The following is a 23,897-nucleotide window of genomic DNA, read 5'->3' as shown; positions in this document are numbered from 1 at the left end:
ACCGCCGTCATCGGCCATCGATGCGCCTTCGACGGTTCATCGCTGGCCGATACGCTAATCGGCCCCACGTGGTTCCGAAGCGGATCTCGGGTCCCGGTACCAAAGCATCAGCATGCACAAGGCGAACAGCAACGCGAACGGTGTCGGCGACAGCGGCCGTTCCGCTTTGCCCGCCACGCCGGGCGCCGGCGCCCGCGCCGCATAACGCGCCGTCGCCTCGCGCCGCAAGGAGCGCTGCCACAGCGGCCAGTCCTCGGCCGCATACACATACGTCATCCCCGGCGCGGGCATGCCGGCGGCGCTGAAGCGGGTCCAACCCGCGCGCTGCGGCCACCACGCCGCGCAGCGTCCATCGGCCTTGTCGACACGCGCTTGCAAGGACAACTCCGGCCCACCGTCGACGCGCAGCAAAGCGCCCGCCTCCGCGCCCTGCGCGCACACCTCGCTGCGCAGCCCCGTCACCGGCATCGGGTCCGACAACCGCCATTGCGTCTTTTGCGCACCGGCCAGCACCATCCGGTCCATGGCGTCCTGCCACCACAATGTCAACGCCTGCGGTGCGCTGATCGCGTAACGATGCCACTCCGAGACGCCAACCCAGATCACGCGTCCCTGGCGCAAATCACGCTGCCAGAGCCACGGCCGCTTGCCGCTGTCCCACGCCAGCACCGACCACGGTCCCCCGCCACGATCGTCCGGATTCAGCGCCGACGGCGGCATGTCCAACGCAACACCGCCGACATTGAAGTGCCGCTGATCTTCCTTCTCCGTCGTCGGCGATTGCGGCTGAAGGCGCAACCCCAGCTCCCGCTGCCAGAATCCGGCATCGGCGGCATTCGCCCCCAGAACCACCAGCGGCACGCCCTGCCCTGCCGCCGCCAGCAGCGCGGCGCGCGCCGAAGGCGACAGCTTTTCCACGTAGGCGGCATCGGCGAACATCGCGTTCGGCGCGGTGAGCGGCTCGCGCGCCGTTTCGCTGCGAGCGATAGCCTTGCCCAGCGTGACGCTCCAGTCGACAATCGCACCGCTGTCGGACAGCAGCCGGTTCAAGGCGCGCGCATCGAATGACGCCGCATCGAAGCGTCCCTGTATTTGCAGCGGCACCGCCTCGATCACTTGCAGCGGCACCGGCCCCTCCGCGATCGTTTTACCCTTCGTATCCAACAGGCGGGCGCGCAGCACCATCGCCTCGGCCACGGGTGGCAGCCATTGGATGGACAATTGCGCCGCAGGCGCGGTGGCCGGCGTGATGGCGCCGGAATCGGCCAGCACCTGCTTGTTCTCGGCCAGAAGCTGCAAGCGCCATCCGGCCGATGCCTGCGGGCGTCGCACCGTCAGCGTGAATATCCGCCCCAAAGGGATTGTGCGCGGGAAGTCGAGCGACAGCAAATCCGCCTGCGCCGGTTTCCACTGGAGCGGCCGCCCGGGAAGATCGCGCCACTCGGCGTCGCGCAGTCCGTCTCCGCTCAAGGCAATTGCGCCGGCGCCGGCCATGGCGTGCGACGCCGGCTCGTCAATGCCACCGCCGGCATCCGTAACCACCGCCAGCGCCTCCGCGTCTTTGAATGGCACACGGATGTCGGCGAGCGCGATCGCCAATGCCGCCGCGCCAGTGGCCATCAATAGCGCATTGACCCACCGCCGCTTGCGTCCGAAAAGGACCGCGCTAACCAGGCCGGCGGCCAACGCCAGCCCAGGGGCCACCAGCGCGGCGCCATCGACCGTGGCGATATTCATGATGGAGACCGAGGCGCCGCTCATCGTGCATGCTCCTTGCCACGCCAAGCCCGCGCGAACGCACTGTCGACCGACGACCGAGCCTGCAGCAGTACCGGCGCGTCGGTCAGCGTGCCTCGCAGCCAGGCCCGCAATTCGGCGCGGCATGGCGCACAGCCGTCCATCACGTCCTGCACGGCGCGCTGCGCGCTCAGTTTCTGCTCCTGGTCGGCGATACGGGCGGCGATCGTGTCGCGCGCCGATTTGCTCCACAAGGCCGGCAACGCGCCGTCGGATGACAGCGCCTGCACCAGTTCCCGCACCTCGGCCGGCACGCTGTCGCTGGCGGCGCCCTGCGCGCGCTTGTAGCTCATCGCGCCGACGATATCGCCGCTCATGCGCTTCTCCTCCTTCAACGCCGGCGGCACGAAGGCGGTGCGATGCAGATAGACCCGCTCCGCCGCCTGCAACTCCTTGATCGCCTCCAGCGCCTTGTACTCGGGCGGCAGCGCCGGCTTGGGCGAGACGGCGCGCAGCGATTTTTCAGCCTCCCACATCGCCGACAACGCGCGTTTGAGCACCGCTTTGGTTTGCGGATCGAAGATGGTGGCGTTGTCCTCCTGATCGTGGACGTGGCCGAATTGGTGCATGGCAGCTACCTCGCTGCCCATCTTCGCGGAGCCGCCGTGATGCTCCTCCCCGCCGTGGCCGCCGGCTTCCTGGTCGTCCCCTTTATGTCCATCTTCCTCGTGCCCGTCGTCCTTATGCCCCGAGCCGCCATGACCGTGCTCGTCGCCGAACAAACTCGATTCCTCGCCAAGGAATTGACCATAGCGTAGCCGCAGCGCGGCCTGGTCGGCGGCGATGCCTTCGCTGCGCGACCGCAGCGTGGCGGCCGACATCCCGGGATTGGACCGCAGATCGGCGACCAGCTGCTCGGTATCGATGATGATCTGGCGCTGGCTGCGCAGATTCTCCGGCTTGACCATGGAAGGCAGCGCGGTCGAATCCAGGCTTTCCGCATCGGGTCCGGGCAGGCGCAACGTATAAGTGGGCGATTGCGTGGTGTGCGGGTTGTCCGGCGCGTTATCGGTGGCGCGAACAAAGAAGTACAGTTCATCGCCCGGCTCCATGCCAAGTTCCGCCAACGTCCATTGCTTCTTCCAGCCGCGCGACCTGGCATCCGCCGATTTAGGCAGCGGCACTTCACGGTCGGTGAAGCGCACGTTCTCGCCGCTGCCGCGCGCCAGTGTCATGTGCAGGCTGGCGCGCGATATCGCGTAGTCGTCCTTCGCCAGAACCGATAGCTGAACGGCTTTTACATCCTTGGGCAGCAGCTGTATGAGCTCCGTCGGTTCGATGATCGTCACTTGCGGCGGCAGGTCGGGCGCGACGCGGATGTTGTAGCGCATGCCGCCCGCGCCGCGCGCGCGCCAGAACAGCGAGTCCTCGACGCGCTTGAACGCGCAATCGGCCGTGATGGACAGCGCCTGGCCGTCGCCCAGCTCCACCACCGGCTGCGCCCCTGCGGGTTTGCGCACGCACCAGCGCACTTCGGAGTATTGTGGAATCTGGATGTCGCGCGCTGCGGTCTCGAATCCGGCGACACCCGTGTAGGCCGGCGGAGCGACGCGCAAATACACCTCGCCATCCACAATCGGCTTGTTGGCGGGAGCGTAGGTTGCCGCTGCATGGGTGGTGGCGGGTTTCGCCTGAAAGCCCCAGGCCGCGCCGGCGGCGATCAGGCTTGCCACCAGAGGGACGAGGCCGAGCCGCACGCGGGTATGCGCGATGCGGCGATAGTCGTCGCCGGTCAGCACCTGGGCGAGCCGGGATTGCAGGCGTTGCTGCTGCAAGCGCGCGATCGGTGTCTTCGCCTCGGCGGCTAGCAAGGTGCTGCTGTCTTCCAGCGCCGGGATGGCGGCGTTCAGCCACGATGGCCATTGATCGGCGATCCGCCGGCGCAGACGGTGGATGTCGGCAGCGAGCCAGATCGCCCATATGACGATGGCCGCCAGCGCGATTAGCCGGGCGGAGGGCAACAAGATGGCGGCGACCGCCAGCGGCAGCAGCGCGGCGAGCCAATGCGGCAGACGACGGCGCAGGACGGCGGCCCACAAGCGGCGGCGCAGGAAGTCAGTTTCGCCGTGCATGGGCAAGTATCCGTTCCAGTAAAAACAACGCGAGCAAAACGTAGGCCAGCCAGGCCGCGGGCTTGGCATCGATCGTCGCGGAAAACGCGCTACGTTTCGTCATCATGGCTCGCGACGGCATCGGATACGCCGGCGCGGGAGCGGCGCCCAGCGACCGCCAGGTTTCGTAAAGGGCGCGCGCGGTATCGGCGTCGCGCGGCGGAAAAGCCTGCGAGGTCCACAGGCGACCGCGCGGACCGTCCGCATACTGCAACGCCAGGCCATTGATGGTGACGGCGGCCGCATTTTTCAGCTCGGGGAAAGCCGTAATTTTTGCGGATGCGGTGGCGATCCACCAATGCGGCGCGCGCCAGCCGGCGGGCGGCGCCTCGCCCGGCATATCCCAAACAAGCAGCTCGGTGGCGGCATCCGGCGCGGCGCCGATCGGATAACGGTTGCCGGCATCTCCCGCTTTATCGAATGCCGCAAACAGCGAACGCCAGGCGGCATCGGCGCCCGAGGCGGCGGACAGCACCACAGGGTGACGCGCAACCGCCGGCTCGGCGGCCTGGCCAGCGGCAGGCATGGTTCGCACCTCCACCTGGTGATCGAACCGCGGCATACGCGCCGGCATGGCGATTTGCCCGGCGCGCGCCACGACCAGCAGCCTGGCGTCCGGACGCCAGTCACGCTCATGCCGGCGTAGCCATTGCAACGCGTCCGGCGGCAGATCGACGCGTGGCGCATCCGCGAAACCGGCGCTGCCGATCTCGCGTTCCGCCCACGCCTTGTCGGCCCCCGCGTCGAGCAGCACGGTATTTCCGCGCCATGGAACGATGGTGGCGGCCAGCCAGGCGATCAGCGCGAGCAATAGCAGGCAGCGCACCAGCAGCAGGACGCGGTCGCGCCATTGCCATACCCGCAACTGCTCCGGCGCGGCGACGGGCAGAAAGCGCGCCGTCGCCAGCGGTTGCGCCTTTAGCCGCTGCCGCTTCTGGCGGTGCCACCATATCGGCAACAGCAATACCGGCAGCGCGAACCACCAGAACGGATAAGAACTCAGCATCGGCTATCCATCACAATGTCACAATCGTCATTTCGCCCGCGCTCCCGCCAGTCGCAGCCAGCTGCGCAACACCGCGCCCAGCTCCTGCTCGATGCACGCCTCGTAGTGGACGATATTGTTTTGCCGGCAGCTGCCGGCGACGCCGTCGAAGTGCGCGCGGCTTTGCTGCTTGTAGCTTTCGCGGTCCCGGTTACTCATGCGGTGGAAGCCGTCGCTGCGTTCAGGATCGCGGTACCCTGCGCCGGACTTGAAGCTGGCGTCGACTTCCGCCCGCGTGCGCAAGGTCAGCAAGCGCACGTCATGGCGCAGATTGCGCAACCGCAGCAGCGCCTCGCTCAAGGGCGACGGCCAGTCGAGGAAATCGCTGGCGGCGAAGATGAGACTCGGCGATCGCGCGAAATGCAGGTTCGCCTTCAGCACCTCGGCGCTGGGCAGTCCGCCCTCGGGCCGCGCGTTCGACAGTTGCGCCAGCACGCGCTGCAACTGGCGCGGGCCGCGCGTCGCCTGCGTGAACTCGACCTTGCCACCGCTGCACACCACCAGCCCGAAGGCGTCCCCCTGGCGCTGCGCGATCGCCGCCACGCAAGCGAGCACGGTGCGGGCGAACCACAGCTTATCGACACCCTCGATCTCGCGGCTGGGTTCCGCCATCGAGGCGGTGGCGTCGAGCCACAGCCAGGTGGCGACATGGCTGTCGCGCTCCGCCTCGCGCACGTAGTAGCGATCCGCGCGCGCCAGCAGCTTCCAGTCGACCCGGCGCCACTCGTCGCCGGGCGCGTAGGCCCGGTATTCGGAGAACTCGACGCCGGCGCCGCGTTCGCGGCCGGCGTGCAGGCCATGGCCGAGCCCCGCCAGCACGTGGCGAATGACCAGCTCCAGATCCTTGGTCCGCACCATCATCGTTGCTGTGGCGTCGGCCGGCTTGCGGTTCGCTTGCATCAATCCGGACGAATATGCTCGCGCAGGGCCAGCAGGATGTCGGCGATCGCCACGCCGTCGGCTTCCGCCTCGAAGTTGCGGATCACGCGGTGCGCCAGCACCGGCAGCAGCATCTCGCCGATATCCTCGCGCGTGACGGCCAGCCGGTTGTGCATCAACGCGCGCGCCTTCGACGCCAGCACCAGCGCCTGGCCCGCGCGCGGTCCGGCGCCCCAGCCGACGTGCTTCGTCACCGCCGGCACCGTCGTCAGCGCGGGCCGGGTGGCGCGCACCAGCCGCGTGGCGTACGCCAGCAGATGGTCGCCGATTTCGATGTCGCGCACCAGCTGCTGGAGGCGCAGCAGGGTCGCCACGTCCATCACCGGTTCGGCGTCCTTGAGGCCGGCGTTGGTGGTGGCCGACACCATCATGATCTCCTCCGCCTCGGTCGGATACACGACATCGATGCGCAGCAGGAAGCGGTCCAGCTGCGCTTCCGGCAGCGGATAGGTGCCGGCCTGCTCGATCGGATTCTGCGTCGCCAGCACGAAGAAGGGCTTGGGCAGCACGTGCGTCTGGCCGGCGAAGGTCACGCTGCGCTCCTGCATCGCCTCCAGCAACGCCGACTGCGTCTTCGGCGGCGCGCGGTTGATCTCGTCGGCCAGCAGCACCTGGGTGAACACCGGGCCTTGCTGGAAACGGAACTCGCGCTTGCGCGTGGCGTGATCCTCTTCCAGGATCTCGGTGCCGACGATATCGGACGGCATCAGGTCCGGTGTGAACTGCACACGGTGGAAGTCCATCTCGGTCGCCTGCGACAGCGACTTGACCAGCAAGGTCTTGCCCAGGCCCGGCACGCCTTCGACCAGCGCATGGCCGCCGGCCAGCAGGCAGATGATCAGCGAATCGATCACGTTCTCCTGGCCGATGATCACCTTCGACATGCTCGCCTTCAGCGCCGCCACCTTGGCGCTCAACGCGCCGATCTCACTTTCACTCCAGGCGATTGCGCCCATCTTTAAGCTCCCAACGCGTATTGAATGATATTGACCGCAAAGCGGGTGTTGTCGATGGCGAGAAAACGCTTGTTGCGGAAGTCGTAGTCCCACTCGCAACCGTAGTCCTTGTTGCTGTACAAAAGCCGCACGCGGCCGCCGACTTCCACCGCCTTCAGATAGTCGTGCACCAGATCGTCGCCCCAGCCGTTCAACTCCACGCTGGTGTTGGGCGGGCCGTCGAACTTGAAAAAGCTCGAATACACCGGATGGTTGTTGGCGATCTTCTGCAAAGCCCTCTTGCCGAAGATACTGGCGATCTCGCCTTCGAAGGACTTGGCGAACAGGCCGTCGATGTCGTGATTGCAGTCGTCGACAAACAAAAAACCGCCGCCCTTGATGTAGCGCTCCAGGTTCCTGCGTTCGGCCGCCGTGAACTGCACCAGCTTGTGGCCGGCGAAATAGCAGAACGGCGCCTCCAGCATCTTGGGATCGGACAGCGCGACGATGCGCTCGACGGGATCGACCCGCAAGGTCGTATATTCGACCAGCGAATTGAGCACGTTGCTCGGCATACGGACATCGACATCCCAGTCGCCCGACTCGTAGGTCAGGCGGGTGAAGTAGAAATCGTAGTTGGCCACGCGCTGTCCTTGTCCTTACACCGCGTCCGACAAGGAGGTGAAGTTGAAATCACGAACCTTCATCGGCGGAATCATCATCTGGAAGCGCACTTCGTCGCCGCCGATGACGACCGGCTTACCCAGTTCGTCGATATTGTTCAACATCGTCACCGGGCTTTCGTTGAAGCGGAAATTCTTGATCGGATGCTTGATCTTGCCGTTCTCGATGTAGAAGGTGCCGTCGCGCGTCAGCCCGGTGAGCAGCAGCGATTGCGGATCGACCATGCGGATGTACCAGGTGCGCGTGACCAGCACACCTTTCTTGGTCGAGGCGATCAGCTCCTCGGTCGACTTGCCGCCGCCGGACATGATCATGTTGCCATGACGGCCGAAGGCGCGCTTGCCCTGCTTCTGCGCCCAGTAATCGGTGTAGTCCAGCGATTCGATCTTGCCGCCCTTGATCACGTCCGTGCGTTCGCGCGCCAGCATCGAGGCGTTGTCCCACGCCAGCACCGGCACGTCGGGGTTCCACGGATCGGCCCACAGGTTGACCTGCTCGTCGAACAGCTTCTCGCCCAGGCGGTTGCCGCCGCCCTTCTTCGACAGGAAGCTGCGGCCCTCGTCTGCCTGGCGCGCATCGAAGGCGCCGAACATGCGGCCGATAATCTCCGACGTCGCCGCCGGTTCCAGGATCACCGTGTAGCGGCCCGGCTCCAGCGCCTTGGCGTCGACCGACTTGAGCGCTTTTTCGATCGCGACATCGGATGCTTCGCGCGCGTCGAATTTGGCGGCGTCGTTGGCCGAACGGGTTACCCATCCCGAACCGCGGCCGTCTTCGGTGCGGGTGGTCACTGTGAAGCCAAGGTTGGTCAGGGTCTGGTAGCCGAACACGCCGTTCGAGTTGGCCACGGTTTCGAAGCCGGTGCTGTCGCTGAAGAAGCCTGCCGCAACCAGCCCTTTCTTGCGCGCAGAGTTGATGCTCTGCGCGGCCACTTCGGCGCGGTACTCCGGATCGATGGCGGCGGTGGCCGCGCTGTAGGTGTTCGAGTTTTTGTACAGCTGCGTTTTAATGGCCGGCACGAACTCCGGATTCTCGGGCGCCAGCCGTGCCACTTCCTCGGCGCGGCGCACGGCTTTTTCCAGCGACTTGTCATCGAACTCGTTGACCGACGCGGTGCCCTGGCGCTTGCCGAAGGCGACGCTGACGGTCAGCTGCGTGTTCTCCACCAGACCGGCCGTCGACACGCTGTTGCGCGCGTAGCGGATATTGCCCCTGCGGTTGCCGCTGATCTGCACGCGGCACTCGTCGGCCTTGGACAGCGCCATGACCTTGTCGCACACCGCTTTCGCTTCCTGTTGATTCAGCATCTTCATTATTTATCCTATCTTGCGAGCGGTGTTGATGACGTTGATGCCGTTGAAGCGCGTGGTCGGCGAGCCGTGCGACACGCAGCTGACCTGGCTCGGCTGGCCTTTGCCGTCGAAGAACGAGCCACCCATGCGCCAATCGCGCTCGTCGCACAACGCCGAGCAGGCGTTCCAGAACTCCTGGGTGTTGGACTGGTAAGCCACATCCTCCAGCGGATTGGTGATCTTGCCGTTCTTGATCTCGAAATACAGCTGCCCGCCGAACTGGAAGTTGTAGCGCTGCTGGTCGATCGAGAACGAGCCCCGGCCGAGGATATAGATGCCCTTTTTGACGTCCTTGATCATGTCGTCCGGCGTCAGCGGCTTTTTCCCGGCCTGCAGGGAGACGTTGGGCATGCGCTGGAATTGCACGCTGCTCCAGCTGTCCGCGTAAGAGCAGCCATGCGATTCCTTCTCGCCGATGACATGCGCCTGGTCGCGCGTGGCCTGGTAGTTGACCAGGATGCCGTCCTTGATGATGTCCCAGCGCTTGGCCGGCACGCCTTCGTCGTCGTAGCCGACGCAGGCCAGCGAGCCAGGCGTGGTGCGGTCGGCCACGAAATTGACGCGCTCCGACCCGTACTGGAATTTTTTGCTTTGCCATTTATCCAGCGTGGCGAAACTGGTGCCGGCGTAATTGGCCTCGTAGCCCAGCACGCGATCGAGCTCGGTGGCGTGGCCGACCGACTCGTGGATGGTCAGGAACAGGTGTTCCGGCGACAGCACCAGATCGTACTTGCCCGGTTCGACCGATTTCGCGGTCAGCTTCTCGCGCGCCTGGCGTCCGGCGGCGCGCGCGTCCTCGATCAGATCGTAGGCGCCCTTGTACAACGTGGTGACGCCGCCGGCGGCCTTGAATTTGTTTTCCGGCTTGGCGTCGAAGAATTCATAGCCCATGCTGACCGGCGACGACAGGCCGTCGCGGGTGCGGAAGCGGTTGGTGGCCTTGTCGACGGCGGTCGCGGTCAGCGGCGACCAAAGGCGATGCATATCCTGGTCGATGTAGGAACCGTCGGTGGAGGCGAAGTACTTCTGCTGGTTCACCTGGAACAGCATCGACTGCATGAAGTTGGCGCCGGCGTCCATGCCGGCCTTGTTGGCCGCGATCAGCATCTCGGCTTTTTCCTTGATCGGCACCGTGCGCCAGTCCTTCTTGAACGGCGTGGCCCAGGCGACTTCGCCCACGCCCTTGACGGGGGCCAGTTGCACAGGCTCGGTTTGCAGCTTGGCGTTGGCGCGGGCGATGGCGACCGCCTGGCGCGCCGCTTCCGCCACCGAGTCCAGGGTCATGACGTTGGTCGAGCAAAAGCCGTAGGCGCCGCCGGCGATCACGCGCACGCCGACACCGGAGGATTCGGTGTTGACGATGTTTTCCACATTCAGGTCGCGCGTGGTGATGAATTGGTTCAGGTAGCGGCCGATGCGGACATCGCAATAACTGGCGCCGGCCTTGGTGGCGGCGTTCATCGCGGCGTCGGCCAGCGATTTTTTGAACTGCACGGCCATGGGGTTGAGCAGCTCCTCGGCCGCGATGGCGTTGCCGAAAACCGGGATCAGCAAGCTGCCGCCGCCGGCGGCGCCGACTTTTAGAAATGAACGACGTTCCACATGAACTCCTGAAAAAAATGATCGAGCCGGCACGCGTCCCGTTTACAGCGGGGCGCGCGCCAAGCTACGCGTGTTACACCGCGTCCGACAGCGACGTGAAGTTGAAGTCGCGCACCCGCATCGCCGGAATCAGCAACTGGTATTCCGATTCGTCGCCCGACAAGATCTCCGGCTTGCCCAGTTCATCGATATTGTTCAACATCGACACCGGACTTTCATTGAAGCGGAAGTTCTTGATCGGATGCTTGATCTTGCCGTTCTCGATGTAGAAGGTGCCGTCGCGCGTCAGCCCGGTCAACAGCACCGACTGCGGATCGACCATGCGGATGTACCAGGTGCGGGTCACCAGCACGCCCTTCTTGGTGTTGGCGATCAGCTCCTCGGTCGACTTGTTGGTGCCGGCCATGATGATGTTGCCGGGAGCGCCGATAGCGCGCTTGCCCTGCTTCTTCGCCCAGTACATCGAGTAGTTCATGGCGTTGATCTTGCCGTTCTTGATGATGTCCTGATGCTCGCGCGCCAGCATGGAGTTGTTGTCCCACGGGAGCACCGCGACATTCTTGTCCCACGGGTCGGTCCAGACGTTGACCTGCTCGTCGAACAGCTTCTCGCCCATGCGGTTGCCGCCGCCCTTTTTCGACAGGAAGCTGCGGCCCTCGTCGGCCTGGCGGGCGTCGAAATCGTTGAACATATAGACCAGGATATCCGAGGTCGCCGCCGGCTCCAGCACCACGGTATAGCGGCCCGGTTCCAGCGCCTTGGCTTCGACCGAACGCAGCGCCTTCTCGATCGCCACGTCGGACGCTTCGCGCGCATCGAACAAGGCCGCGTCGCCGACGCTGCGCTTGGCCCAGCCGGAGCCGCGTCCATCCTCGGTGCGCACGGTGACGGTGAAATCGACGCCCGTATCGCGCTGGAAGCCGAACACGCCGTTCGAGTTGGCGATGGCGGTGAATTTGGACGTATCGGTAAAGAAGCCCGCCGCCACCAGCTTGTTCTTCTTGCTGTTCTCGATGCTGTACGCCGCCACCTGCGCGCGGAATTCAGGATCGATGTCGGCGGTCTTCTGGAAGAAGGTCTCGCTGGCCTTGTACTGCTGCTTGCCCGGCGTCGGCATGAACTCCGGGTTCTCCGGCGCCAGGCGGGCCAGGTCCTCGGCGCGGCGCACGGCCTTCTCCAGCGACTTGTCGTCCAGCTCATTGATGGTGGCGACGCCCTGCTTCTTGCCGAAGGCGACCGATACGGCCAGCTGGGTGTCCTCGATCAAACCGGCGGTCGACACGGCGTTGCGCGCATAGCGGATATTGCCGGTGCGGCTGCCGCTCAGGTTCACCTCGCACTGGTCGGCCTTGGTCAGCGACAGCACCTTGTCGCAGATACGCTTGGTCTCTTCTTGACTCAAATTCTTCATATTCTCTGTTCTCCAGGCTTAGCCGATTTTGCGTGCGGTGTTGATGACGTTGATGCCGTTGAAGCGCGTGGTGCTGGCGCCGTGCGACACCACCGACGACTGCGAAGGCTGGCCTTTGCCGTCGAAGAAGGAGCCGCCCATGCGCCAATCGCGCTCGTCGCACATGCCGGCGCAGGCGTTCCAGAACTCCTGCGTGTTGGACTGGTAGGCGACGTCTTCGAGCATCTGGCCGATCTTGCCGTTCTTGATTTCGTAGAACAGCTGGCCGCCGAACTGGAAGTTGTAGCGCTGCTGGTCGATCGAGAACGAGCCGTCGCCGACGATGTAGATGCCCTTCTTGACGTCCTTGATCATTTCGTCCGGCGTCATCTTCTTCTTGCCCGCCTGGAGCGAGACGTTGGGCATACGCTGGAACTGCACGCTGCTCCAGTTGTCGGCGTACGAGCAGCCGTGCGATTCCTTCTCGCCGATGATGTGGGCCTGGTCGCGCGTGGCCTGGTAGTTGACCAGGATGCCGTCCTTGATGATGTCCCAGCGCTTGCACTTGACGCCCTCGTCGTCGTAGCCGACGTTGGCCAGCGAGCCTGGCGTGGTCTTGTCGGCGACGATGTTGACGATGTCGGCGCCGTACTTGAACTTCTTGCTCTGCCACTTATCGAGCGTGGCGAAGCTGGTGCCGGCGAAGTTGGCCTCGTAGCCGAGCACGCGATCGAGTTCGGTCGGGTGGCCGACCGACTCGTGGATGGTCAGCCACAGGTGCTCGGGCGACAGCACCAGGTCGTACTTGCCCGGTTCGACCGACTTGGCGGTCAGCTTTTGCTTGGCCTGTTTGCCGGCGGCGCGCGCGTCCTCGATCAGGTCATAGGAGCCGGTGTAGAGCGTGGTCACGCCGCCGGCGGCCTTGATCTTGTGCTCGGGGCGCGCATCCAGGTATTCGTAACCCATGCCGACCGGCGCCGACAAGCCCTGGCGCGAGCGGAACTTGTTGGTCTTCTTGTCGACGGCGGTGGCGAACACCGGCATCCACAGGCGGTGCAGGTCCTGGTCGATGTAGGAGCCGTCGGTCGATGCGAAGTACTTCTGCTGGTTCACCTGGAACAGCAACGATTGCATGAAGCTCGCGCCGCCGTCCATGCCGGCCTTGTTGGCGGCGATCAGCAGCTCGGCCTTCTCCTTGATCGGAACGGTGCGCCAGTCCTTGACGATCGGCGTGGCCCACGACACCTCGCCCACGCCCTTGACCGGGGCCAGTTGAACGGGTTCGGTTTGCAGCTTGGCGTTGGCCTTGGCGATGGCGACCGCCTGGCGGGCGGCCGCCGCCACGCCGTCCGGGGTCATGTCGTTGGTGGCGGCGAAGCCGTAGGCGCCGCCGGAGATGACGCGCACGCCGACACCGGCCGATTCGGTATTGACGACGTTTTCGACGTTCAGGTCGCGGGTGGTGATGAACTGGTTCAGATAGCGGCCGACGCGCACGTCGCAGTACGAGGCGCCCGCCTGGGTGGCCGCCGTCATCGCGGTATCGGCCAGCATTTTCTTGAACTGCAGGGCGACCGGCGCGAGCAACTCCTCGGCGGCGATCGCGCGACCGAAGGCGGGCAGCAGCATCGTGCCCAGGGCCAGACTACTAATATTGAGGAATGCACGTCGTTCCATCGTATCTCCAAACGTAAGGCAATGATTGTGGGCCAGCCGCCCAGGGTTCTGCTTAGCTTTTATTTGCTCTTCTAGCGAGTCCTACTCTTATAGCTCTTGCTTCTTACTGTGACACCTGAATATCCGTCGCCGTTTCCGCACGATCGCCAATCTTAGCGCCGGATCAGGAATCGGGATAGGCAAAATGTATGCCATCCACCACAACGAAACACTGTGTTACAAGAGTCCTGCGATGGGGCGTCAAACGGGGAAAAGTGTCCGCGAAAGTGTCCGCGAAGTGTCCGGCCGGTGTCCGCGAGTGTCCGCGCCCGGCGCTACGCAGCCCGGTTCAACGCGTGGCGGGCGCCCGCCGCACCCCGGTGGTGCGGCCGTCGCAATTCGCTTGACCTCCTCGCATGCATGCCCGATGATCGCGCTGGGCGGGCGACCGCGCGCCGCCAACCGAACCCTCAGGAGACTTTGCATGAAAAGTTATATCGTGGCCGCCCTGGCCACCACCACGCTGTTCGCCGCAAGCGGCGCGAACGCCGCCACCGAAGCCGCCGACGCCAAACTGAAGGCCGCCATCGCCGCCACCACCCGCACCCCGGCCAACGTGCAGCGCGACGCCTACCGCCACCCTTACGAGACGCTGTCGTTCTTCGGCATCCGCCCGAACATGACGGTGGTCGAACTGGCGCCGGGCGGCGGCTGGTACACGGAGATCCTGGCGCCCTATCTGCGCGACAGTGGAAAGCTGATCGCCGCCGGCAACGACCTGGCCGCGCCGGACGAGCGCGAACGCAAAAGCGCGGAACGCTTCATGGCGCGCCTGAACGCCAACCCGGTGTACAGCAAGGTGGCGCTGGGCGTGTTCTCGCCGCCGCGCAAATATGAATTCGCGCCGGCCGGCAGCGTCGACATGGTGCTCACCTTCCGCAATATCCACAACTGGATACCGGCCGGTCCGGAAAATATGAAAGCGCTGTTCGCCAGCGTCTACACCAGCCTGAAACCGGGCGGCGTGTTCGGCGTGGTCGAGCATCGCCTGCCGGCCAACAAGACCCAGGACGACACGGCCAGCAGCGGCTACATGCACGAGAAGTATGTGATCGGCCTGGCCGAAGCGGCGGGCTTCAAGCTGGCGGCCAAGTCGGAGGTGAACGCCAACCCGAAAGACACCGCCGACCACAAAGGCGGTGTTTGGGCGCTGCCGCCGACCTACGCCAACAAGGACGAGGACCGCGCGAAGTACCAGGCCATCGGCGAGAGCGACCGCATGACGCTCAAATTCGTCAAGCCGTAAGCGCGCGGCGGGATCAGAACCGGGTGAACTTGTTCTCGTCCGGCGTTCCCGGGGCGGCAATGGATACGGCGCGCGCCGGACGTGGCATCGGCGCCGCCGCGCCGCCGCCCCTGGTGGACGCCGCACGGCGCGCCGGCACCCGCTCCTCAACCGCATAGCGTTTGAACACCGCCATCAATTGGCCCAGCTGCTCGGCCTGGGCGCTCATCTCCTCCGACGTCGCCGCCAGTTCCTCCGAGCTGGCCGCGTTGACCTGGGTGGTCTGGCTTAGCTGATTGACCGCGCTGTTAATCTGGCGCACGCCGGAACTCTGCTCCTCGGACGCCGCCGATATCTCCTGCACCAGGTCCGACGTCTTGCGGATATTGGGCACCAGCGCATCGAACATCACGCCGGCCTGCTCGGCCAGGTCGACGCTGTCGGCGGCCACCTTGCTGATCTCCTGCGCCGCCACCTGGCTGCGTTCGGCCAGCTTGCGCACCTCGGCCGCGACCACCGCGAAGCCCTTGCCGTGTTCGTGCGCGCGCGCCGCCTCGATGGCCGCGTTCAGCGCCAGCAGATTGGTTTGATAGGGCGATATCGTCGATGATGCTGATCTTGCTGGCGATCTGGCGCATCGCCGCCGCCGTCGCCTTCACCACTTCGCCGCCGCGGGTCGCGTCGACGGCGGCCTGGGTGGCGATGCCGTCGGTGATCTTGGCGTTCTCCGTGTTCTGCGCGATCGACGCCGTCATCTGCTCGATCGAGGCGCTGGTCTCCTCCACGCCCGCGGCTTGCTCGCTGGCCGCCTGCGACAGCGACTGCGCCGTCGAACTGACTTCCTGCGAGGCCCCGGCCAGGCCTGCGACCACCAGCTGCACCTCGCGCACGATGCCCGACAGGCTGCGCGCCAGCCATACCGCCAGCACGCAACCGAGTATCGCGATCACCACGTCGACCGACAGGATCAGGCGCTTGGCCGAATCGGTCACCTCCGTCATCGACGCCGATTCGCGTTTGGTCTCCGCCTCGTTCACTTTCAGCAGCTTGCGGAAGGCGCCGGCGATGGCCGCGTCGGCGCCCTTGATGGCCTTGTCCATCTCCATCGGCGTCATGCCCTTGGCCTGCATCGCCTCCAACTGCGTCATGCTGTCCGCGTAGCTCTTCACGCCGGCCGACACCTCGTCGAGCAGCACCTGTTCGTCGGTGCTCAGATTCCCGCCCGCCTTGTAGCGGGCCATCTCCTTGTCGATGTTGGCCAGTTCGGCGCGGAACTGGGTATTGTTGTCGCCACCGCGCAGGACGTAGTTCTTGAAATGACGCACCGCGTGGCCATGCGAGATGACGCCTTCGAGCACCGCGTTCTTGCGCTCCAGCGTGACGCTCTCGAAGGCGCTCCATTGCTCGTGCAGGGCGGTCAGCTTGGCGAAGGCGATAATCCCCAGCACGACGACCAGCAGCACGACGAGGCCGAATCCGGCGTGCAGCCGGGTCTCCATTTTCATTTTCTTAAACATGTTGGTTCTCCAGGGTGGTGCGTTGGTGTGGCGTTGGTGCGGCGGCGGTGCGGCGTTGGTGCCGGCGGGCGCGCCGCTAAGCGTGTTCCAGGGCGGCGGGCGCGATGGCGGCCAGTTCGCCGACCGAGGCCACGCGCCGCACGTCAAGCAGCAGCACGAAGCGGCCATTGACCTTGCCTATCCCTTGCAGCATCTCGGCGCGCACCTGCGCGCCCAGGCTCGGCGCGGGTTCCACCTCGGACGGCGGAATGTCGAGCACCGCGTTGACCGCGTCGACCAGGATGCCGATCACGAAGGCGCCGCCGGTGTCTCCATCGCCGTCGACTTCGACCACGATGATGCAGGTGCGTTTGCTGACCGGCGCCGGCTCGCGCTCGAGCCGGCACGCCAGGTCGAGCACCGGCACCGCCGTGCCGCGCAAGTTGATCACGCCGCTGATACAGGGCGGCATTTGCGGCACGGGCGTCACGCCCGCGTACTCCAGGATCTCGCGCACGGCCAGGATACCCATCGCGAACATGTCCTGGCCCAGCATGAAGCTGAGATATTGCGGCTCGGCGCCTTGTGTATTACTCATCATCCGCCCCGTCTAGAATTTAACGAAATGCGACTCGTCCGGATCGGCCATGTCCATCATCTGCTTGCTGCTGCCGTGGCCGGGCCGCCCACGCCCGTTGCCCGGCTTGGCCGGCCGGGCCGGCGCCCGGGTGGTGCGCATCGGCCGCGAGGCGCCCGACAATTTGAAGAACGACATGGTCTCCTGCAGCTGCTCGGCCTGGCCGCTCATTTCCTCGGCGGTGGCGGCCAGCTGCTCGGAGGCGGAGGCGTTCTGCTGCGTGGTCTGGCTCAATTGCGTGATGGCCGAATTGATCTGGCCCACGCCGGCCGATTGCTCCTCCGACGCCGCCGTGATCTCCTGCACCAGGTTGGAGGTGCGGCGGATGTTGGGCACCATTTCATCGAGCAGGTGGCCGGCCTTCTCGGCCAGCTGCACGCTGCTGCTGGCCACCTGTTCGATCTCCTGCGCCGCGATCTGGCTGCGTTCGGCCAGCTTGCGCACCTCGGCCGCCACCACCGCGAAGCCCTTGCCATGCTCGCCGGCGCGCGCCGCCTCGATCGCCGCGTTCAGCGCCAGCAGGTTGGTTTGATAGGCGATATCGTCGATGATGCTGATCTTCTTGGCGATCTGCTGCATCGCCGCCACCGTCGACTTGACCGCCTCGCCGCCCTCGACCGCCTCCACCGCCGCCTTGCTGGCGATACCGTCGGTGACCTTGGCGTTTTCGGTGTTCTGCGAAATCGACGCCGTCATCTGCTCGACCGAGGCGCTGGTCTCCTCGGTGCCGGCGGCCTGCTCGCTGGCGGCCTGCGACAGCGACTGCGCCGTCGCGCTGACCTCCTCGGAGGCGCTGGCCAGCGACTCGGCGCCGTTGTTCACGTCCTGCACCACCTGCGAGAGCTTGTCGATCATGCCCTTCATCGCCGCCAGCAGGCTGGTGGTGTCGCCCGCCTTGACGTGCACGTCGGCGCTCAGGTCGCCGTCGGCCACCTTGCGCACGATCTCCGCCGCGTAGCCCGGATCTCCGCCCAGCTGGCGCATGATGCCGTTCAGGATGATCAATCCGATCGCCGCCAGCAGCGCCAGCGCCACTGCGCCGCTGACGTACATGCTGCTCATCGCGCTGGCGGAGCCGGCATCGGCCTGTTTGACGTCGTTATCGCCGTATTGGATGTTCAGCGCCACCAGCTTGTTCAGGCTCTCCTCGGCGGCGAGAAACGCCGGGCGGTTCTCCTGCAGAGTTTTATGCAGGAGCGCGAACAATTCCTTGCGCTTGCCCGGCTCGGCGCGGGTTATCTGCGCCGCGAGATCGGTGACGGCCATGTCGCGCGCCTTCCACGTCTCCCACTGTTTGACGAAGGTTTTCCACACATTCGCCTCCTCCGTCTCCTGCGGCAGGGCGTCGTACTCCTTCCAGGCCGCATCGACCGCGCGCCAGATATCCTGCTTGCGTTTGACTTCGTCGGCGATGTCGTTGGCGTCCTCCGGGAACATGCCCATGGCGTCGATGTGGCGGCTCGACGAGCGCAGCGCGGTCTGGGCTTCGTTGATGACCATCAGAGCCCGTATCGAGGGCATGCGGTTCTTGCCCAGTTCATTGAGCATCGCTCCTTGCGTCTTCAGGCCGGAGAAGGCGATGAAGACCACAACGACAAGCGACAGGATGGCCACCGCCAGCAATGCCAGGATCTTGGTCCTGACCGTCAAGGTTGATAACATGATGATTTCCTTCCGTGTTAATGCGGATAAAAGCGATTTATAGGGACAGTTGCTGCAGGATTTCGCGATAGATCGCATTAAGTGCCACTGTTTTTTCGACGCCGCCACGCTTGACCGCTTCCTTCGGCATGCCGTACACCACGCAGCTGGCCTCGTCCTGGGCGACGGTGCGCGCGCCCGCCTTGAGCATCTCCAGCATGCCGGCGGCGCCGTCGTCGCCCATGCCGGTCATGATCACGCCCAGCGCGTTGGCGCCGGCCGCCCTCGCGGCGGAGCGGAACAGCACATCGACCGACGGCCGGTGGCGGTTGACCAGCGGGCCGTCGACCACCTCCACAAAGTACTGGGCGCCGGTGCGGCGCAACAGCATATGCCTGCCGCCAGGCGCGATCAGCACCTGGCCCTGGAGCACGCGGTCGTTGTTGGCCGCCTCCTTGACGCGCACCTCGCACACGCTGTCGAGGCGTGCCGCGAAGGCCGCGGTGAATTTCTCGGGCATGTGCTGCACCACCACGATGCCGGGACACACGCGCGGCAGCGATGTCAACACCTCCTCCAGCGCCTGCGTGCCGCCGGTGGAGGTGCCGATCGCCACCACGCGCTCGGTGGTGGCGGTCATCGGCCTGGCGTCGGCCGGCGGCAGCACGGCGTCCGCATTGAGCTTGGCCGCCACCGGCGGCGCCGGCGCCCGCCCCGCCAGCCTGCCCACGCGCGCGCCGGAAGCCGCCCGCACCGCCGACACCAGTTCATCGGCGCTATCGTGCAGGAACTGCTTGAGGTCCAGGCGCGGCTTGGTGATGATGGCGACCGCGCCGGCGCCCAGCGCCTCGACCGACGTCTGCGCGCCCTTCTCCGTCAACGTCGAACAGATCACCACCGGCGTCGGCCGCTCGGCCATGATCTTGCGCAGGAAGGTGATGCCGTCCATCTTGGGCATCTCGACATCGAGCACGATCACATCCGGCCACTGCACCTTCATGCGTTCCATCGCCAGCAGCGGATTGGCCACCGCGTAGCTGACGGCGATGCCCGGCGCCGCGTTGAGCAGGCCGCTGAGGACTTGCCGCACTACAGCCGAATCGTCGACGATCATGACGTTGATTACACTCATGCGTTTTCCCTGGTGCGCACTGCTTGCGATTCCGGCGGAATCTGGCGGCTCAGTACCTCGCCGCTGCGGATGGTGAAGATCAATTGCCGGTGTCCTTCGCCGAACAGGCTCTCGGACACCACGTGTATGCCGTTCTCGTGCAGCATGTGGCGCGCGAAGTCGCCGTTCTGCAGGCCGATGTCGCGCGCCTTCGGATTGCGCGGGAACATGGCGCCGCCACCGAAGATCTTGCCCTGGCACTGGGACGGCGCCACGTCGTGGCGCGCCAGTCCGTCGAGCAGCAGGCGCATGGCATCGTCGCCGTAGATGCCCGGCTTGTCGTGGGACTTGCGATGCGGGGTGCCCGGCAGCAGAAAATGCGACATGGCGCCGATGCGCCGCGCCGGATGCCACAGCGCGACGGAGACGCAGGACCCCAGCAGCGTGCGCACGCGATAGCGCTCGTCGCCGACGAAATAATCACCCGGCATCAGAAAGATATCGATAAGTTTGGAATCGGGCATGGCGCCGCTATGCTTTCCTGTAGATCGATGGCGCCACGACCGACAAGGTGTCATTGATGTCGTTCAGGGTCTCGGAGTGGCCGATCAGGAAATAGCCGCCCGGGCGCAGCTGCGACAGCAACCGGGCCACCACCTGGCGCTTGGTCTCCAGGTTAAAGTAGATCATCACGTTGCGCAGGAAGATCACGTCGAAGCAGCCGATCTTGGGCAGCGGCTCGTTCAGGTTCACCTGCTGGAACTGGACCCGTTGGCGCAACGCGCGTTCGATCAGCATGGTGCCGGCCTCGCTGCCCTGGCCCTTGAGGCAAAACCGCTTCAGGTAATCCTGCGGCATCTGGCTGGCGCGTTCCATCGGATAGTGGCCGCTGCGCGCGCGCTGCAGCACCCGCGTGCTGATGTCGGTGCCCAGCACTTCCCAGGCGGCGTCGCCCAGCACGTCGGCCAGCACCATCGCGATGCTGTAGACCTCTTCGCCGCTGGAGCTGGCGGCGCTCCACACGCGCATCGTCTGCCGCTTCTCGCGCGCTTCCACGGCCAGCTCGCGCAGCAGCTGGAAGTGTTTGGGTTCGCGGAAAAAATAGGTTTCGTTGGTGGTCAGCAGATCGACCGCCATCTGCAGCTCGGCGGGGTCCGAGCGGCTTTCGAGCAGGCGCAGATAGTCGCTGTAGCTATCGAGCTGGTAATGCGCCAGGCGCTTGGCCAGGCGGCCGCTGACCAGCGCCTGTTTGCCGTTGGACATGGTGATGCCGGCGGCGTCGTAGATGAAGCGCTGGAACTGCATGAACTCACGGTCGGAAATGGCTACCAAAGGCATGATGCGTCACATTCAGAAGACTGGAAAAATCAGGAAAGCAGCGGGTGGGCGGCGGCGGCGTCGCCGGCGCCGGAACGGGCCATCTCCACCACCTCCTCGGTCGACAGCACGCGGTCGATCGCCAGCAGGATGACGAACTTGCCATTGAACTTGCCGATCCCCGCGATGAAGTCGGGACGAATGCGGGTGCCGAACGACGGTGCCGGCTCGATGTCGCCGGCGGCGATTTCCACCACCGCGTTGACGGCGTCGACCAGCATGCCCAGCACCTGCTTGCCGTCGCCGCCGGCGCCCGCGACTTCGACGATGACGATGCAACTGCGCTTGGTGATGGCGCTGGGGTTGCGGCCGAAGCGCGCCGACAAATCCATCACCGGCACCACCGCGCCGCGCAGGTTGATCACGCCGCGCACGCAGGTTGGCATCATCGGCACCGTCGCCAGGCTGCCGTATTCGATGATCTCCTTGATGTGCAGGATGCCGACGGCGAACTGCTCCTCGCCCAGCATGAAAGTCAGGAACTGGCTCGGCAGCGCCGCCCCGCTTTGCAGCGCGACGATCGCGCTGCTGCCGTAGGTGACGACGTTGTTCGCCGAAAGCGGACTGGCGGCGGCGTTGGCCGGCTGGTTAACCATATGCGTAGTCTCCTCGTTTCACTAGGCCGCCAGGGCCACGGTGCCTTTGCCGCCGACGGCCTGCATCAGCGAGGCCACGTCCAGGATCAGCGCCACCTCGCCGCTGCCAAGGATGGTCGAGCCGCTGATGCATTTGACTTCGCTGAACATGGGGCTGAGCGGCTTGATGACGGTCTGGAACTCGCCCAGCAAGGTGTCGACCACCAGCCCGGCGCGGGTGGTGCCCAGCTTGAGCACCACGATGCTCTCGCGCCGCGTGGCCGCGCCGTCGATGCGGAACAGCGAGCGCAGACGGATGAACGGCAGCACCTGGCCGCGCAGGTTGCAGTAGTCCTGTCCCGGCTCGGTGGCGAACTCGATGCACTCCTCGATCATGTCGAGCGGGATGACGAACACCGAGCCGCCGACCTGCACCAGGAAGCCGTCGATGATGGCCAACGTCAGCGGCAGGCGCACGGTGACGGTGGTGCCGGCGCCCTCTCTGCTGCTGACGTCCACGCTGCCGCGCAGCGCGGTGATGTTGCGCTTGACGACATCCATGCCGACCCCGCGCCCGGACAGGTTGGTGACCTTCTCCGCCGTCGAGAACCCGGCCTCGAAGATCAGGTTGTAGATTTCGCTGTCGCTCAGTTTGCGCTCCGGATCGACCAGCCCGCGCTCGACCGCCTTGGCCAGGATCTTCTCCTTGCGCAGGCCGCCGCCGTCGTCGCTCACCTCGATGACGATGCTGCCCGATTCGTGGAAGGCGTTCAGTTTGATCATGCCCTTGGCCGGCTTGCCGGCGGCGACGCGCACGTCGGCCGGCTCGATGCCGTGGTCCATCGCGTTGCGCACCAGGTGCATCAGCGGATCGCCGATTTTTTCCACCACCGTCTTGTCCAGCTCCGAGTCCTCGCCGTCGACCATCAGGCCGATGTCCTTGCCCAGCTCGCGCGCGACGTCGTGCACCACGCGCTGGAAGCGGTTGAACGTGGCGCCGATCTTGACCATGCGCAGTTCGAGCGCGGCGTCGCGCACCTCCTCCACCAGGCCCGAAAGGGTCGACGTGCACTCCTGCAGGTCGGTGTTGTGGATCTGCTGGCCGATCATGCTGGCGCGGGCGCCGGCGATGATCAACTCCCCCACCAGGTCGATCAGCCGATCGAGCTTGTCGGAGTCGACACGGATCGAGCGGCTCTCCTGCGCCTTCTGCTCGACCACCTGCTTCTGTTTGGCCAGCGCCGCCTCCACCACCACCGGCGGCACATTGCCGGCGGCGACCAGGATGCTGCCCAGGCGCGGCGGCGGCTCGTCGCCGTCACCCTTGCCATTGGCCTCGCCGCTCGACTGCTGTTGCAGCGCGCCGGCCAGTTCCGACGCGGTCACGCTGCCGCACAGGACCAGGATCTCGCCCAGGCGCGCCGGCTGTTCCGGCAGGGCGCGGATCAAATCGACGTACTGCGACACCTTGCTGTGCGGCGGGATGATGCGGATCTCGCAGTCGTCCTGCACGAACTCGAACACGCCGACGATGGCCTCGCGGTCGGCGTTGCTGTCGAAGGCGATCTCGAAGCCCAGGTAGCACAGCTCCGCGTCCATCTCCTCGGCCGCCGGCATGGCGTCGGGGACGGTGGCGATGCCGACGATCTTGCCCAGTTTGGCCAGGTAGCGCAGGAACGCGATCGGGTCCATCCCGTTCTGCAAAACGCCACGGCCGAAGCGCAGCGAGATGTGCCAGTAGTCGCTGTCGCCGGCCACCTTGTCGATGCGTTCGACGCCGGGCTCCGACTGCACCGTCAGCGACTGCGCCGACGCCGGGGCATGGGATGCCCCCTGGGCAGGATCATCCCCGCCATGGCCGCCCGACATGTGCCGGCGCAGCTGGTGCAGCAGCATTTCACCCTCGGGCGCGGTGTCGGGATCGGCCTCCAGCCGGCCGGCGGCCAGCGCCTCGGTCATGCCGGACAAATAGTCGCAGCACGACAGCAGCAGCACGATCATTTCATCGTTGATCACCACGCGCCCGTCGCGCACTTCGTCGAGCAGGCTTTCCACCACGTGGGTGAAGGCGACGATGTGATCGAGGCTGAACAGGCCCGCCGAGCCCTTGATGGTGTGGGCGGCGCGGAAGATGGCGTTGATCGCCTCGCCCTGGTCGCCGGCGATGTCGATGTTGAGCAGCGCGTTCTCCATGTCCTCCAGGAGTTCGCGGCTTTCGGTGATGAAGGTCTGTAGCGCTTCGTCCAGGTTCATGACTGGCCCTC

18 protein-coding genes and 1 pseudogene are annotated in these 23,897 nt (G+C 65.5%); 1 reads left to right on the top strand and 18 read right to left on the bottom strand.

From position 1 onward, the window contains the following. Positions 1-54: 54 nt before the first annotated feature. The 10 genes from BMX85_RS26235 to BMX85_RS26190 form a co-directional block, all read right to left on the bottom strand. The gene (locus BMX85_RS26235; protein WP_229210677.1) at positions 55-1,761 is read right to left on the bottom strand and encodes a hypothetical protein; all 1,707 of its coding nucleotides are present in this window, start codon (positions 1,759-1,761) and stop codon (positions 55-57) included. Continuing rightward, positions 1,758-3,869 (bottom strand): DUF4175 family protein, encoded by a 2,112-nt coding sequence (locus BMX85_RS26230; RefSeq protein WP_090325764.1) that lies wholly within the window; start codon positions 3,867-3,869, stop codon positions 1,758-1,760. The genes BMX85_RS26235 and BMX85_RS26230 overlap by 4 nt, the downstream gene beginning before the upstream one ends. Continuing rightward, complete coding sequence (locus tag BMX85_RS26225) at positions 3,853-4,914, bottom strand: hypothetical protein (RefSeq protein ID WP_090325763.1); 1,062 nt, start codon at positions 4,912-4,914, stop codon at positions 3,853-3,855. Before BMX85_RS26225 ends, BMX85_RS26230 begins: the two co-directional genes overlap by 17 nt. A 27-nt stretch (positions 4,915-4,941) precedes the next feature. Beyond that, positions 4,942-5,853 (bottom strand): DUF58 domain-containing protein, encoded by a 912-nt coding sequence (locus BMX85_RS26220; protein ID WP_090325762.1) that lies wholly within the window; start codon positions 5,851-5,853, stop codon positions 4,942-4,944. Continuing rightward, a complete protein-coding gene (locus tag BMX85_RS26215) occupies positions 5,853-6,848 on the bottom strand; it encodes an AAA family ATPase (RefSeq protein WP_090325760.1) in 996 nt (331 codons plus the stop codon). The genes BMX85_RS26220 and BMX85_RS26215 overlap by 1 nt, the downstream gene beginning before the upstream one ends. 2 nt (positions 6,849-6,850) lie before the next feature. Next, positions 6,851-7,471: a DUF4159 domain-containing protein gene (locus tag BMX85_RS26210; RefSeq protein WP_090325758.1), complete on the bottom strand. Its 621-nt coding sequence runs from the start codon at positions 7,469-7,471 to the stop codon at positions 6,851-6,853. Between the two features lie 15 nt (positions 7,472-7,486). Then, positions 7,487-8,824 (bottom strand): TldD/PmbA family protein, encoded by a 1,338-nt coding sequence (locus tag BMX85_RS26205; protein WP_090325757.1) that lies wholly within the window; start codon positions 8,822-8,824, stop codon positions 7,487-7,489. A 3-nt stretch (positions 8,825-8,827) separates the two neighbouring features. Then, positions 8,828-10,465 (bottom strand): TldD/PmbA family protein, encoded by a 1,638-nt coding sequence (locus tag BMX85_RS26200; RefSeq protein WP_090325746.1) that lies wholly within the window; start codon positions 10,463-10,465, stop codon positions 8,828-8,830. 73 nt (positions 10,466-10,538) lie between these two features. Further along, positions 10,539-11,876: a TldD/PmbA family protein gene (locus BMX85_RS26195; RefSeq protein WP_090325744.1), complete on the bottom strand. Its 1,338-nt coding sequence runs from the start codon at positions 11,874-11,876 to the stop codon at positions 10,539-10,541. Between the two features lie 18 nt (positions 11,877-11,894). After that, complete coding sequence (locus BMX85_RS26190) at positions 11,895-13,532, bottom strand: TldD/PmbA family protein (RefSeq protein ID WP_090325742.1); 1,638 nt, start codon at positions 13,530-13,532, stop codon at positions 11,895-11,897. A gap of 463 nt (positions 13,533-13,995) precedes the next feature. On the opposite strand from BMX85_RS26190, the gene BMX85_RS26185 reads away from it, so the two are divergent. Continuing rightward, entirely contained in the window at positions 13,996-14,817 is an 822-nt protein-coding gene (locus BMX85_RS26185) for a class I SAM-dependent methyltransferase (protein ID WP_090325740.1), read from the top strand. Between the two features lie 13 nt (positions 14,818-14,830). On the opposite strand, the pseudogene BMX85_RS26180 reads toward BMX85_RS26185, so the two are convergent. The 8 genes and pseudogenes from BMX85_RS26180 to BMX85_RS26145 all read right to left on the bottom strand — a co-directional run bounded on the left by BMX85_RS26180 (position 14,831) and on the right by BMX85_RS26145 (position 23,886). Next, a pseudogene (locus tag BMX85_RS26180) lies at positions 14,831-16,313 on the bottom strand (methyl-accepting chemotaxis protein). Between the two features lie 76 nt (positions 16,314-16,389). Continuing rightward, positions 16,390-16,890: a chemotaxis protein CheW gene (locus BMX85_RS26175; RefSeq protein WP_229210676.1), complete on the bottom strand. Its 501-nt coding sequence runs from the start codon at positions 16,888-16,890 to the stop codon at positions 16,390-16,392. A gap of 12 nt (positions 16,891-16,902) precedes the next feature. Further along, entirely contained in the window at positions 16,903-18,591 is a 1,689-nt protein-coding gene (locus tag BMX85_RS26170; RefSeq protein WP_090325736.1) for a methyl-accepting chemotaxis protein, read from the bottom strand. 37 nt (positions 18,592-18,628) lie between these two features. Continuing rightward, positions 18,629-19,702: a protein-glutamate methylesterase/protein-glutamine glutaminase gene (locus tag BMX85_RS26165; protein ID WP_090325734.1), complete on the bottom strand. Its 1,074-nt coding sequence runs from the start codon at positions 19,700-19,702 to the stop codon at positions 18,629-18,631. Further along, complete coding sequence (locus BMX85_RS26160) at positions 19,699-20,205, bottom strand: chemotaxis protein CheD (protein WP_177196890.1); 507 nt, start codon at positions 20,203-20,205, stop codon at positions 19,699-19,701. The genes BMX85_RS26165 and BMX85_RS26160 overlap by 4 nt, the downstream gene beginning before the upstream one ends. Before the next feature lie 7 nt (positions 20,206-20,212). Further along, positions 20,213-21,019: a CheR family methyltransferase gene (locus BMX85_RS26155; RefSeq protein ID WP_090325732.1), complete on the bottom strand. Its 807-nt coding sequence runs from the start codon at positions 21,017-21,019 to the stop codon at positions 20,213-20,215. Between the two features lie 29 nt (positions 21,020-21,048). Beyond that, on the bottom strand, positions 21,049-21,654 hold the full coding sequence (locus tag BMX85_RS26150) for a chemotaxis protein CheW (protein ID WP_090325730.1): 606 nt from the start codon (positions 21,652-21,654) through the stop codon (positions 21,049-21,051). A gap of 21 nt (positions 21,655-21,675) precedes the next feature. Continuing rightward, positions 21,676-23,886: a chemotaxis protein CheA gene (locus BMX85_RS26145; protein ID WP_090325728.1), complete on the bottom strand. Its 2,211-nt coding sequence runs from the start codon at positions 23,884-23,886 to the stop codon at positions 21,676-21,678. Between the last annotated feature and the right edge of the window lie 11 nt (positions 23,887-23,897).

This window comes from Duganella sp. CF517, from assembly GCF_900110275.1.
GTDB lineage: Bacteria > Pseudomonadota > Gammaproteobacteria > Burkholderiales > Burkholderiaceae_D > Rugamonas.
Note: the sequence above shows the minus strand (reverse complement) of the source record. Positions and strands in the feature narration are given on the sequence as shown.

Coding starts and splice junctions, on each gene's coding strand:
- BMX85_RS26185 (WP_090325740.1), top strand. CDS start 13,996: ATGAAAAGTTATATCGTGGCCGCCCTGGCCACCACCACGCTGTTCGCC.
- BMX85_RS26155 (WP_090325732.1), bottom strand. CDS start 21,019: ATGCCTTTGGTAGCCATTTCCGACCGTGAGTTCATGCAGTTCCAGCGC.
- BMX85_RS26195 (WP_090325744.1), bottom strand. CDS start 11,876: ATGAAGAATTTGAGTCAAGAAGAGACCAAGCGTATCTGCGACAAGGTG.
- BMX85_RS26165 (WP_090325734.1), bottom strand. CDS start 19,702: ATGAGTGTAATCAACGTCATGATCGTCGACGATTCGGCTGTAGTGCGG.
- BMX85_RS26215 (WP_090325760.1), bottom strand. CDS start 6,848: ATGGGCGCAATCGCCTGGAGTGAAAGTGAGATCGGCGCGTTGAGCGCC.
- BMX85_RS26235 (WP_229210677.1), bottom strand. CDS start 1,761: ATGAGCGGCGCCTCGGTCTCCATCATGAATATCGCCACGGTCGATGGC.
- BMX85_RS26150 (WP_090325730.1), bottom strand. CDS start 21,654: ATGGTTAACCAGCCGGCCAACGCCGCCGCCAGTCCGCTTTCGGCGAAC.
- BMX85_RS26205 (WP_090325757.1), bottom strand. CDS start 8,824: ATGAAGATGCTGAATCAACAGGAAGCGAAAGCGGTGTGCGACAAGGTC.
- BMX85_RS26190 (WP_090325742.1), bottom strand. CDS start 13,532: ATGGAACGACGTGCATTCCTCAATATTAGTAGTCTGGCCCTGGGCACG.
- BMX85_RS26230 (WP_090325764.1), bottom strand. CDS start 3,869: ATGCACGGCGAAACTGACTTCCTGCGCCGCCGCTTGTGGGCCGCCGTC.
- BMX85_RS26145 (WP_090325728.1), bottom strand. CDS start 23,886: ATGAACCTGGACGAAGCGCTACAGACCTTCATCACCGAAAGCCGCGAA.
- BMX85_RS26175 (WP_229210676.1), bottom strand. CDS start 16,890: ATGAGTAATACACAAGGCGCCGAGCCGCAATATCTCAGCTTCATGCTG.
- BMX85_RS26225 (WP_090325763.1), bottom strand. CDS start 4,914: ATGCTGAGTTCTTATCCGTTCTGGTGGTTCGCGCTGCCGGTATTGCTG.
- BMX85_RS26160 (WP_177196890.1), bottom strand. CDS start 20,205: ATGCCCGATTCCAAACTTATCGATATCTTTCTGATGCCGGGTGATTAT.
- BMX85_RS26220 (WP_090325762.1), bottom strand. CDS start 5,853: ATGCAAGCGAACCGCAAGCCGGCCGACGCCACAGCAACGATGATGGTG.
- BMX85_RS26170 (WP_090325736.1), bottom strand. CDS start 18,591: ATGTTATCAACCTTGACGGTCAGGACCAAGATCCTGGCATTGCTGGCG.